Below are 11,620 nucleotides of genomic sequence, written 5' to 3'. Positions count from 1 at the left end.
GTTCCCGGATCGCCCCGCCGCCGCGTCACTACACGGTCACCGCCACGCGGCCGAGGCGCTCGCGCAGGGCCGTGCGGTCGGGCTTGCCGGCCGGGGTCAGCGGGATCCGGTCCACCAGCAGCAGGCGCTCGGGGTGCTTGCGCCGCTCCAGGCCGCGCCGCCCGAGGTGTTCGCCGAGCGAGACGAGGGTGGGGGCCCCGGCGCCGCGCGGTACGACACAGGCCGCGAGCCGCTCCCCCATCACCTCGTCGGGTACTCCGACGCACACCACGTCGCGCACGCCGGGGTGGGAGGCGAGTTCCCGTTCCACCTCGGCGGGGCTGATGTTGGCGCCGCCGCGGATGACGATGTCCTTGAGGCGGCCGACGACGTGCAGGAGGCCGGCCCGGTCGATCCTGCCGAGGTCGCCGGTGCGGACCCAGCCGTCGGCGGTGCGGTAGCGGGCGTCCAGCTCCCGGGAGCCGACGTAGCACATGGGGGTCATGGGACCGCGCGCGGTGATCTCGCCGATCTCGCCGTCCGGGAGCGGCCGTCCCGTCTCGGTGTCGGTGATGCGGATGTCGGCGACGCGCGGGTCGGGGCGCCCGGCGACGATGCCCGCGCCGTCGGGGCCGCCCTCCTCCGCCTCCGGCGTGGAACGTCCGAGCCCGGTGTGGCAGTTGACTCCGTCGGCCGAGCCGTACAGGTTGACGACCGGGCAGCGGAAGGCGCGGGCCGCCTGCTCGGCGGTGGTCTCGTCGAGGGCGGAGCCGCCGAGGACCAGGGCGGTGGGGGCGGGCAGTTCACCGTACTGCGGCGGGTCCTGGCGGCCGGGATCCTCCAGGAGGTCGAGCATCATGCGCACCATCGTGGGGACGCCCAGGACATGCGTGGGGGCGTGCTCCCGGATCGCCGCGAGGGCGGCCTGCGGGGTGAAGTGCTCCAGGAGGACGAGGGTCCCGCCGTGCCGGGCGAGGGTGACGGCGGTGCCGCTGGAGCCGAAGGCCGAGCCGAGCGGTACGAGGAACAGCGCGCGCGGCGGGGTCCCGTCCGGCATGAGCGAGGCGAGGAAGTTGCCGCGGCCGCCGGCGAGCGCGTTGTGGGAGTACGCGATCATCTTCGGCTCCGCCTCCGAGCCGGAGGACACCAGGATGCGGGCGGCACTGTCGGGGTCGGGGCGGGCCGGTACGAAGGCGGCCGGGTCGGAGCGCAGCAGCCCCGACAGCGGAATCGTTCCTTCTGGTGCGGTACCCGGTCCGGCGGCGATGACGTGGCGCAGCGCGGGCAGACTCGCGGCCAGCGTGCGCAGGTCGGCGGCGTGCCGGTTCCCCCGGTGTCCGACTGACGCGATGACGGCGACGGCCTCGGCTCTGCGCAGCAGGGACTCGGCCTCCAGACTGCCCCGGCCGACGGGGAACGGCAGCGCCACCGCGCCGATCGCGGCCAGGGCCAGGTCGGCCATGACGGCCGCGCGCCCGTTGGGGAGTTGTACGCCGACCACGTCCCCCGCCCGTATGCCGAGCTCCGCGAGCCCGGTGGCCAGACGGCGCACCTTGCGGTCCAGGGCCGTGTAGCAGAGCGCCCCCTTGGAATCGAGGACGGCGGTGCGGTGCAGATCGGAGATCTGGCGGGCCCGGAAGAGGCTGTAGAGGTCGAGATCGGGGCAGGTGCCGTCGGCCGCCCAGGAGCGGCGCAGGCCCGTGGGCATCAGGTCGTGCAGGGCGACGGTCATGTGAAGCTCCAGGGGTCGGGAACGGCGGGGGCACCGTGCGCGTCCCGGCTGATCGAGCCGGTGAAGCGCGGGTCGTGGTGCAGTTCGGCCGGATCGGCGGTGACGCGGGTGGCGGCGAGCCCGTGGGCGCGCAACCGCGCGATCGCCTCGCCGGTGGTCAGGGCGCTCAGGTCATGGGCGGCCGCGGCCGCGGCGCAGGCGTCGGCCGGGGCCACCCGGCCGTCGGCGGTGCGCAGCGGTCTGCGGAAGCCGGCCGGGCGACGCGGGTCCCGCCCCTCCCGCACCCGCCGCAGGGCGGGGGCGATCAGCACGTCGGAGGCGCCGAGCAGGGAGGAGTCGACGCGGAGGCCCTGCCCGGTGCGCTCGCGCGTCAGCAGCCCGGCGAGCACGGCCTCGGCGCCGAGCAGCCCGCCCAGGACGTCGAGGAGGGTCATCAGGGAGGGCGCCGGCGCCTCGTCCCGGGGGCGGACGGCTTCGCCGACGCCGGTACGGGCCTGGACCATGAAGTCCGTGCCCATCGGGGTGTCGGCGAGCCGGCCGGTCGCTCCGGGACCCCAGCCGCCGGTGTACGCGTAGACGAGCGCCGGGTTCGCGGCGGCCAGGTCGGCGTGGTCCAGGCCCAGTTCGGCTGCCTTGCCGGGGGCCCAGTTGTGCAGGAACACATCGGCCCCGGTGGCCATGTCGAGCAGTCGGCGCCGGTCGCCGGGTGACTTTATGTCGACTTCCACGGCCCGCTTGCCCCGGTTCAGCGCGAGCCAGCGGGCGGAGAGGCCCGAGCAGGCGGGGGGCATGCCGCGCAGCGGGTCGCCGCCCGGCGGCTCGATGCGGATCACGTCGGCGCCGAGCAGGCCCAGCAGGTGCGCGGCCAGGGGTGCCTGGATACGGCGTCCGGCCTCCAGCACGGTCAGTCCCGCCAGGGGCTTCGCGGGGGTGGGCGCCGCCTTCGGGACGCGGTGGCCTGTGCCGGCGGTGCGCGGTCCCGCGGTCCCCGGTCCCGCGGTCCCCGGCCCGTACGGGGTCACGGACCAGGGGGCGGCTCCGTCGTGCTCGGCGGCGCGCTCGGCCAGGCTGCGCAGCCGGCACACCTCGGCGCCGGACCGGGCCGCGGCCTGCCGCAGGCGCTGCCAGGGGTGGGCCCGCGCGATGGCGTGCAGTACCGGCGGGAAGGGGGCGCAGGCGGTGGCGTAGCGGAACTGGAACGGCCGCCACCCGGCCCGTATCGCGTCGGCGGGGGCGTCCAGGGCCCGCCAGAAGGCGGCCCATGCCCCCGGGTCCAGCGTTTCGAGCTCGAAGAGCGTGCCGTCGGCCGAGGTGAACGGCGGTCCCCCGGGGGCGATGTCGGCCGCTTCACCCTCGTCGGCCCCGGACGCGGCGAGGTACTGCGAGACCGCCAGCAGGCCGGCCCGGTCCGCGCTCGTCTCCACCCGGGAAGCCGCTGCCCCGCCCCTGGCCTGGCCGAGCAGTCCCGCGAGGAGCCCTTGCGTGGCGAGCACGGCCGCCGCGGTGGCGGCGTAGTCGGCGGCGAGGCCGCGCGGTTCGCCGTCCCGGCGCCCGTGGACCGCCATGATGCCGGTGGCGGCCTGCGCGGTGGCCTCGTCGGTGATGCCGCTCGCCGGGTCCGCCGACCAGCTCAGGCGCGCTTCCTGGTGGCCGAGGCCGACGCCGCTCCCGGTCAGGGTGATCCGCGCGGTGTGCGTGTCCGGGGGTGCCTGCGGGCGTGCGGGCGCGGGGCCGGCCCCCAGGAGTGCGAGGTGCCCGGTGACGAGGCCGGTCAGTGCGGGCGGGCCCGAGGCCGCCACCCGCAGCCCGTCGAGCGGCCGGACGGTCGGCGCGGTGACTGGTGACGCCATGCCTCTCCTCTTCTCCTTGCGGATCTTCTGCTGCGGGTCTTCCGCTGCGGGTCTTCTTGCTGCGGGTCTTCTTGCTGCGGAACGCGGGAACCAGGTCCGGTGCGCACCCGACCAGCTCCACGGGCAGACAGTCGGACTGCTGTTCCCACGGGTTCCCGGCGGAGTGGAGGAAAGTGGTGGAGGAGCACGGCGACACGCAGCAACTGCGGTGCCGGGTCGGAGAGTTCGTACGGAGTCGGGTGATGCCGTACGAGCCGGTGCTCGACGCCGGCGGGCCCGCCGCCGCGGCCGCCCTGCGGGAGTTGCGCGACCGGGCGCGGCAGGAGGGCCTGTGGGCCCTGCCGCTCCCCGTCGAACAGGGCGGCCAGGGCGTCCCGTTGGCCGCGTACGCCGAACTCGCCGAGGCCGAGGGCGCGAGCGACCACGGGCCCGCCGCCCTGGGCTCCGCACCGCTGCTCGACGTCACGATGCTGGAGCGACACGGCTCCGACCGGGTCCGCGACCTGTACCCGAAGCGGCTGACCTCGGGCGGGCTCCGCGCCTGCTACGCGATGACCGAACCGGACACGCCCGGCACCGATCCCTCCCTCACCGCCACGCGCGCCGAGGAACAGGCCGACGGGAGCTGGACCGTGAGCGGCCGCAAGTGGTTCGTGTCCGGCGCCGCCGAAGCCGATCTGGTCACGGTGCTGGTCCGCACCGACGGCGAGCCGGGCGACCGCGAAGGGCTCTCGCTGCTGGTGGTTCCCACCGGCTCCGCCGGCTTCCGGGTGGTGCGCGAGCTGCCGGTCTTCGGCGCGTCCGGCCAGTGGGAGATCGGGTTCGACCGGGTCCGGGTGCCCGCCGACCACCTCCTCGGCGAGCGCGGCCGGGCCCTGTCGATCGCCGGGGAGCGACTCCAGTTGGGCCGCACCCTGCGCTGCCTGCGCTGGCTCGGCCAGGCCCAGCGCGCCTTCGACCTGTTGGTCGCGCGCGCCAACTCCCGTAGCGGGTCGCGTGGTTCGCTGGGCGGGCACCAGCTCGTCCAGCAGCACGTCTTCGAATCGCTGCTCGCGCTGCGCACCACCCGCCCGCTGGTGCACGAGGCGGCCGCCAGGATCGGCGCCGGGCTCGACGCGCACGTCGAGGTGGGCCTGGCCAAGGTGGCCGCGGCCCGCATGCTCCAGCGGGTGGCGGATGCGGCGATCCAGGTCCACGGCGCGGCCGGGCTCGGGCCCGACACCCCGCTCCCCGCGCTGTTTCGCACGGGCCGCGCCGCCCGCATCCTCGACGGGCCGGACGAGCTGCACATCACCTCGGTGGCCCGCCGGGTGCTGCGCGGCCACGCATCCGAGACGGCCTAAGACACCGGGTTCTCGACCAGCGTGACCCGATTGCCATCGGGATCGTGGACGGCGGCGAACCGCGAGATGCGGCCCCCGGTCTGAACCGGCCCGGCCGTGATACCGCGGGCGGCGAGGTCCGCCAGCGCCCGGTCCAGGTCGTCCACCTGCAGGTTGATCAGCGTCGAACCGGCGTGCTCGGGGTCCTGGAAGACCTGGAGCCAGCCGTTGGGGGTGAGGTGCCAGTCCGCCAGCCCCGGCATCGGCTGCCTGTCGGCCGGCCTGGCCAGCAGCCGCTCGTACCAGGCCACCGACTGCTCGATGTCACGCACCGGGGCGACCGCGAGCACGCGTGTGATGAGCACGATGAGGTCCTCTTCTCCCTGGGTCTGCCGTGTCTGTCTTCATCCATGCACCCCCATCCGGCGGGAAATGCGTCGCCGACACGCGGCGGCGGCCGGTCAGGCCTCCCGGATGTCGGCGAGACCGGTCAGCTCGGCCAGCCCCTGCGCCAGGAAGAAGTCCCCCCACACCAGTTCGTGCCGTACGGCGCTGCCGCGCGCGGCGTCGTAGCAGCCGTCCAGCAGCCGGCCCCGGGCCAGGTGCCTGCCGACCAGCCGCTCCAGGATCGCGGTCGCGCGCTCGGCGTACTTGACGGCTCCGGGGCCCGGGAGGCGGGCGAGTTTCAACAGGGCGACCGCCGTGATGGCGGCGGCGGAGGTGTCCAGGGGACCGTCGGGACGGGCCGTGTCCGCCGGCGGGACGAGCTCCGCGGGTTCGGCTGCCAGCCGGCGCGCCGCCTCCGCGAGCCGGCCCGGGGGCGTACGGGCGGCGACGCGGGGGCGGTGCAGGGCGTCGGCCACCGCCAGCAGCAGCCACGCCCGTCCCCGGCTCCAGCCGGGCGGCGGGTCCTCGCACGCGAGCCACCCGCCGCCGTCGGCGCCGGCGTCGGCCTCGTAGGACCAGGCCGGCACGAATGCCCGGCCTGCGCCGCCCGGGCCGCAGGCGTCGCCGTCCCCGTCGCGGGCGCCGTCGCCGCACAGGTCGAGGTGCCGGTTCAGGTGCGCGGCGGCCGCCTCGGCGCCCTCCCGGCCCGCGGAGGCGAGCAGCCCCGCCATGCCGGGTACGCCGTCGACCCGGGCCAGCAGCCGCGGGCCGCCGAAGGCCGACCCCCACGGCACCAGTCCGAGTTCCGCGTCCACCGCGGCCAGCGCCGCCCGGGCGGCCCGGGTACGCAGCTCGCGCGCCCCGCGGTCCTCGCCGGCCAGGGCGGTCCCGTACCAGAGGATCAGCCCGCGCGTGGCGGTGTCGGCCGCCACCCAGTCGGCCAGCCGCGCGGTGCACGCGGAGGCGGCCGCCCGGTCGGCGGGGTCCCCGGTGTGCCGGGAGCGCAGCCACAGCAGTCCGGCCCAGAAGCCGCCGGTCCACGCACCCCGGCCTGTGGTCACCCAGCGGCCGGTACCCGGATCGGCGTACAGCGGGAAGCGCTCGCCGACTTCGGCCCGGGTGGCGCCGACGCGGTCGAGCACGTCGGCCAGGGCCGGCCCGGCCCACGCGGCCGGCGGGCCGGGGGTCACGCCGTACCCCGAAGGGCGCGGCGCCGCTCGCGTACCGCCCAGGTCGTCGCGACGGCGCAGGCCGCCGCGAACTCGGCCGCGACCAGCAGCCAGCCGGGGCCGTAGCGGTCGGCCTGCGCGAGGAGCCCGAAGAGCGGCGGCCCGACGGCGAACCCGGCGAAGAACCCGGCCGAGACCCGTGCGGAGTCCCGGCCCGCCCGGCCGGGCGCGGCCCGCTGCATCACCAGCACCATGGAGACGGCATTGCCCGATACCGCGAACACCCCCGCGGCCACCGCTCCGGCCCAGACCAGCGGCGCCGCGTACAGGGCCGCCGCGAACAGTGCCGCCGCCCCCACCGCCCCGCCGGCCAGCAGGCCCGGCAGCCATTCGGCCCGCCCCGGCCGCGCCGCCTTCGACCAGCCCACCCGGCCGGCGATGCCCGCGACGCCGAGGGCCGCCACCAGCGCCGCGGCCGCCGTGGGGCCCATGTCGAGCCGCTCGGCGGCGAAGAGCGCGACGTACGTGTTGACCGAGGCGATCCCGCAGCCCAGGAACAGCGAGAAGACCGCCAGCCAGCCGGTGGCCCCGCGCGATGTCCGCTCCTCGCCCCCGTCCGACGGGGTACGCGGCGGCGTCTTCCGCGGCGGCGGATCGGCGGGCAGCGCCCGCAGTGCCCACGCCGCCGCCACCGCCGCCGTGGCGGCCGCGGTCCACACCGCGCCGCGCCAGCCGACGCCGCTCGCGAGTGCCGCCAGCGGGAGTCCGGCCGCGAACGCGCCCAGCTGCACGCCGGATTGCTTCATGCCGGTCGCCGGGCCCCGCCGGGCGGGTGGCACGGCGGCCAGGATCGCCTTGTTGGTCGCCGGATTGGCCAGTGCCTGCGGCAGTCCGCCGAGCGCGACGGCCGCGAGGAGGAAGCCCGGGCCGGGCGCCGCGCCGATCAGTGCGAGCGCGACGGCGGAGACGAGGAGGAGGGTGAAGAGGGAGCGGCGCGGGCCGAACCGGTCCACCACCCGGCCGCCCACCGGCGACAGGGCGGCCGCCGTACCGAACCCGATCGTCGTGGTCAGGCCGAGCAGGGTGGGGGTGACGCCCAACTCGTCCACCAGCCGCGGGCCGAGTGCGCCGAGCAGGAACAGCTGAAGCATCGAGAAGGCCATCGCGCAGGTGAGCAGGGGCGTCAGCCGGCCACGCCCCGGCCCGCCGTCGGGCAATGTCCCGGATGCGGCGCCGCGTGGCGTTTCGGCCGGCGCCTCGGACGCCGCCCCGGACTGCCGCGCCGGCGCCGCCGGCGCCTTCCGCTCCCCCACCGCTGACTCCGTTCCCACGCCGCCCTCTGGTCCGCGGGAGGAGTCGGCCGGGCCGCGCCGGGAGTTCCCGACACCTCAAGTGGCCTCGGTCACATGGAGACTTGAGGTGTACTCAGGGCATGCTCCGATTGTGAGTGCCCCTCTGTGAAGGGCCCGAACGGGATGCGACGATGAGCCCGTCATGACTCCGGGGCGATGTTGCCGTGCGGTTCGGGCCGCGATGTTCGCGGCCACCTGCGTGCTGCTCGCAGCGCTCGGCCACGTGTTCATGTCCGCTGCGCCCGTCCCCTGGTGGGTGCTGATCTCGGCGCTCGCCGCGACCGGCGCGCCCGCCTGGCTGCTCGCCGGACGGGAACGCGGCCTGGCGGCCGTCACCAGCGCCGCCGTCGCCGCCCAGGCGGCCCTGCACGCCGGATTCTCCCTGGCCCAGGCCACGGCGGCGCAGGCCTCGACCCGGGCCGCGGCGCACACCTCGCCACCGCCGGGCTCCGGCCACGCCCACCACGACATGGCCGGTATGGCCGACATGGCCGACGTGGCTGACATGGCCGACGCCACGGGGACCATGTCCGGCCCGGGCGGCATGCCGACGACCGGCATGCTCGCCGCCCACCTGCTGGCCGCCCTGCTCTGCGGCCTGTGGCTCGCGTACGGGGAACAGGGCGCCTTCCGCGTCCTGCGCGCCGTGGCGGGCTGGCTCCTCGTACCGCTGCGGCTGGCCTTCCGCCTGGCCGAACCCGCGCACCGGCCGCGCGTACGCCCCCGCGGGGACCGGCGCGGCCGCCCGCCGCGCCGGCTCCTGCTCGTCCACGCCGTCACCTCACGGGGTCCGCCCTCGGGGACCGCTGTCATCTGACAGCCGGCTCCCCGACGCGCGACGGTCCGTCAAGCCCGTAGGCCCACCAGGCCCACCAGGCCCACAGGGCACACAGGGCACACCGCCGCGCCTCGGGCATCGGCCATGCCGTCCGGCAGGCCGTACCTCTCACCGGCCCGCCGCGCGGCGCCGGACACGGATCCACCGTCCCGGATCCCGGATCCCCAGAAGGACACCAGGCGATGACCCCTGCCCTGCTCCCCCGCCCCGACACCGTCCGCCCGGACCCCGCCCCTGCGGCGGCGCCGTACGCGCGCCGCAGCGACGGTCCCGACGAGGCGACCACCCTCCTCGCGCTCGCCGCCCGCGACGGCGATCCCGACGCCGTCGACCGCTTCGTCCGCGCCCTGCAGCCCGACGTCCGGCGCTACGTCTCCTACCTCAGCGCGGACCCGCAGTCCGCCGACGACCTCACCCAGGAGACCTTCCTGCGGGCCCTGGGCAGCCTCCACCGGTTCGAGGGCCGCTCCTCGGCCCGTACCTGGCTGCTGTCCATCGCCCGCCGCACCGTTGTGGACAGCCTGCGCCGCAGCGCCGCCCGGCCCAAGGTCGCGGACCGCGACGACTGGCAGAGCGCCGCCGAACAGGCCCAGCCGCTGGGCCTGCCCGGCTTCGAGGACGGCATCGCGCTCGCCGAACTGCTGGCGGCGATCCCCGCCGAGCGGCGCGAGGTGTTCGTCGCCACCCAGTTGCTCGGGCTGCCGTACGCGGACGCGGCAGCCGCCCTCGGCTGCCCCATCGGCACGGTCCGCTCCCGGGTCGCCCGTGCCCGTACCTCCCTGATCGAGCTGCTCTGACCCGGTCGGCCCCGCGCCTCGCGCGGGGCCGGCCCCGGCCGAACGCCGCTGTCGCGAGACCGTTTTGGTTTGGCAGAGGATCCTCAATACGATCCGGCGATGATCACAAGAAAATGGCTGGCGGGCGGGGCCTGCGGCCTGCTGGCCACTTTGGCCGCCGGGCTCTTCCCGGCGAGCGCCTCCGCCGGTGAACCCGTGTCGAAAGAACCCCCCAAGGTAGAGCTGGTCCTGGACGTCAGCGGCTCGATGCGGGCGCAGGACATCGACGGGCAGTCCCGGATGTCCGCGGCGAAGCAGGCGTTCAACGAGGTGCTCGACGCCGTACCGGACGAAGTACGGCTCGGCATACGGACGCTCGGGGCCAACTACCCCGGTGACGACAGGAACGTGGGCTGCAAGGACACGAAGCAGCTGTACCCGGTGGGCCCGCTCAACCGGACCGAGGCGAAGACGGCGGTGGCGACCCTCGCCCCCACCGGCTGGACCCCCATCGGCCCGGCCCTGCTGGGGGCGGCCGACGACCTCAAGGGCGGTGACGCCACCCGCCGGATCGTGCTCATCACCGACGGCGAGGACACCTGCGCCCCGCTCGACCCGTGCGAAGTCGCCCGCGACATCGCGGCCAAGGGCATCCACCTGGTCATCGACACGCTCGGGCTCGTCCCGGACGCCAAGACCCGCAACCAGCTGATCTGCATCGCCGAGGCCACGGGCGGCACCTACACCTCGGTGCAGCACACCGCCGAACTGTCCGGGCGCGTCAAGCAACTGGTGGACCGGGCCGCCGAGCCCGTCGTCACGCCGGTGGCGACCGCGGGGACCGGGCAGTGCCAGGACGCCCCGCTCCTGAAGGCCGGGATCTACAGCGACCGGGAGACCTTCGGCGAGCACCGCTGGTACCGGGTGGCCGTCAAGCCGGGCCAGGAGCTGCGCGCCTCGGTGAGCATCGGCGCCGACCGCGCGGTCAACAACGACTACGGCGTGCTGCTGCGCGCGACCACCGAGCACGGACGGGAGATCGTCCGCGGCTCGGAGGCGGGCGACGGCCGCACCGACCTGGTCTCGTCCGGCCTGCGCTACCCGAAGGGCACCCTCGACGACGCGGACGGCAACGCCGAGACCGCGCCGGAGACCGTGTGCCTGCAGGTCAGCAACTCCTTCTCGGCGCCCGCGTCGGTCAAGACCACCCCGGGCATGCCCGTCGAGCTGACCATCGACCTGGTGGACGGCCCGGACGAGGCGTCCGACGTGGCCGCCTTCGGCCTCGGGCGCGGCTGGTGGCTGCTCGGCGTACTGGCGCTCACCGGTCTGCTGGCCGGCCTGGTGTGGGGCTGGGTCTCCCGCTGGCGTATCTCGGTCTGGAGGACCAACTGATGCGTACCGTACGCATACTGAGCGCCGCCCTGCTGGCCGGCGCGGGCCTGCTCGGTCCGGCGGGGGCGGCCTCGGCCGCCGGTCCGTCGCCGAAGCCGAGCCCGAGCGGCAGCGCGGCCGGGCCGACCGAGGCGGGCACCACGTTCCGTACGGCCACGTCGGTCAAGGTGGGCCAGGAGGCCACGGCGGACGCGTCCACCGGTGACTACCTGTACTGGGTGCTGCCCCTGGACACGGGGCAGCGGGCCACCGTCACGGCGAAGGTGACCCTGCCGCCCGCGGCCTCCCGGCACTCCGGCTCGACCTGGCAGATCGACGTGTACGACGGCCTGCGCCGACGCCAGCCCTGCACGTACGGCGTCCAGACCGCGTCGGCGGCCAAGGACGCCGCCGAGGTCCGGCTGTCCTGCACCCTGCGGGCGGTCCGGGCCGGGGCGGAGCAGTGGGCCAACGACCCGCTGCCCGGCAGCTACTACGTGCGCCTGACGGTGGTGAAACTGGCTCCGGAGGACCTGGGGCAGCCGGTGCGGGCGCAGGTCCGCACGGACGTGAAGGACATGGGCGGCGCGTACGCGGTGGACGGCGCGCTCGCCGCTCCGCTCGTGCCCGGGGCGTCGGCCCAGCAGCCCGTGGCCGGCGCGGCGCCGGCCGACGGCTGGTCCGGCGGCTGGTGGTCCGACCGCTGGATCTGGACGGTGGCGGGCGGGCTGCTCGGCGCCCTGGCCGCGATCGGCGGGTACGCGCTGACGCGCGGCGCGGGCCGCCCGGCGCGGGCGGGCTCCCGCCCCTGACCGCGGCGGTGGCGGGCACGGCCTGGTGC

At 76.2% G+C, this 11,620-nt stretch carries 10 protein-coding genes; 5 read left to right on the top strand and 5 right to left on the bottom strand.

Annotated features, from left to right (window positions below; genetic code table 11):
- Positions 1-28: 28 nt before the first annotated feature.
- Both ACFWB8_RS35230 and ACFWB8_RS35225 read right to left on the bottom strand, forming a co-directional pair.
- Positions 29-1,711 carry an AMP-binding protein gene (locus ACFWB8_RS35230; RefSeq protein ID WP_385236806.1) on the bottom strand — a complete coding sequence of 561 codons (1,683 nt, stop codon included), beginning with the start codon at positions 1,709-1,711 and terminating at the stop codon, positions 29-31.
- Positions 1,708-3,561 (bottom strand): CoA transferase, encoded by a 1,854-nt coding sequence (locus ACFWB8_RS35225; protein ID WP_385236803.1) that lies wholly within the window; start codon positions 3,559-3,561, stop codon positions 1,708-1,710. Before ACFWB8_RS35225 ends, ACFWB8_RS35230 begins: the two co-directional genes overlap by 4 nt.
- A gap of 173 nt (positions 3,562-3,734) precedes the next feature.
- On the opposite strand from ACFWB8_RS35225, the gene ACFWB8_RS35220 reads away from it, so the two are divergent.
- Complete coding sequence (locus ACFWB8_RS35220) at positions 3,735-4,904, top strand: acyl-CoA dehydrogenase family protein (protein WP_385236800.1); 1,170 nt, start codon at positions 3,735-3,737, stop codon at positions 4,902-4,904.
- Here the strand turns inward: ACFWB8_RS35220 and ACFWB8_RS35215 are convergent.
- The 3 genes from ACFWB8_RS35215 to ACFWB8_RS35205 form a co-directional block, all read right to left on the bottom strand.
- Positions 4,901-5,248, bottom strand: coding sequence for a VOC family protein (locus ACFWB8_RS35215; RefSeq protein ID WP_385236797.1), 348 nt, complete (start codon positions 5,246-5,248; stop codon positions 4,901-4,903). The two genes, ACFWB8_RS35220 and ACFWB8_RS35215, sit on opposite strands and share 4 nt — an antisense overlap.
- Before the next feature lie 96 nt (positions 5,249-5,344).
- On the bottom strand, positions 5,345-6,460 hold the full coding sequence (locus tag ACFWB8_RS35210; RefSeq protein ID WP_385236794.1) for a sugar ABC transporter permease: 1,116 nt from the start codon (positions 6,458-6,460) through the stop codon (positions 5,345-5,347).
- Positions 6,457-7,752: an MFS transporter gene (locus tag ACFWB8_RS35205; protein ID WP_385236791.1), complete on the bottom strand. Its 1,296-nt coding sequence runs from the start codon at positions 7,750-7,752 to the stop codon at positions 6,457-6,459. The genes ACFWB8_RS35210 and ACFWB8_RS35205 overlap by 4 nt, the downstream gene beginning before the upstream one ends.
- Before the next feature lie 181 nt (positions 7,753-7,933).
- On the opposite strand from ACFWB8_RS35205, the gene ACFWB8_RS35200 reads away from it, so the two are divergent.
- The 4 genes from ACFWB8_RS35200 to ACFWB8_RS35185 all read left to right on the top strand — a co-directional run bounded on the left by ACFWB8_RS35200 (position 7,934) and on the right by ACFWB8_RS35185 (position 11,591).
- Positions 7,934-8,608, top strand: a complete 675-nt coding sequence (locus ACFWB8_RS35200; protein ID WP_385236788.1) for a hypothetical protein — start codon at positions 7,934-7,936, stop codon at positions 8,606-8,608.
- 203 nt (positions 8,609-8,811) lie between these two features.
- A complete protein-coding gene (locus ACFWB8_RS35195) occupies positions 8,812-9,426 on the top strand; it encodes a sigma-70 family RNA polymerase sigma factor (RefSeq protein ID WP_385236785.1) in 615 nt (204 codons plus the stop codon).
- A 99-nt stretch (positions 9,427-9,525) separates the two neighbouring features.
- Positions 9,526-10,800: a VWA domain-containing protein gene (locus tag ACFWB8_RS35190; protein WP_385236782.1), complete on the top strand. Its 1,275-nt coding sequence runs from the start codon at positions 9,526-9,528 to the stop codon at positions 10,798-10,800.
- A complete protein-coding gene (locus tag ACFWB8_RS35185; RefSeq protein ID WP_385236779.1) occupies positions 10,800-11,591 on the top strand; it encodes a hypothetical protein in 792 nt (263 codons plus the stop codon). The genes ACFWB8_RS35190 and ACFWB8_RS35185 overlap by 1 nt, the downstream gene beginning before the upstream one ends.
- Positions 11,592-11,620 lie beyond the last annotated feature (29 nt).

This window comes from Streptomyces sp. NPDC060031, assembly GCF_042736805.1.
Classification (GTDB): domain Bacteria; phylum Actinomycetota; class Actinomycetes; order Streptomycetales; family Streptomycetaceae; genus Streptomyces.
The sequence above is the reverse complement of the archived record's forward strand: the minus strand, read 5'-3'. Positions and strand labels throughout refer to the sequence as shown.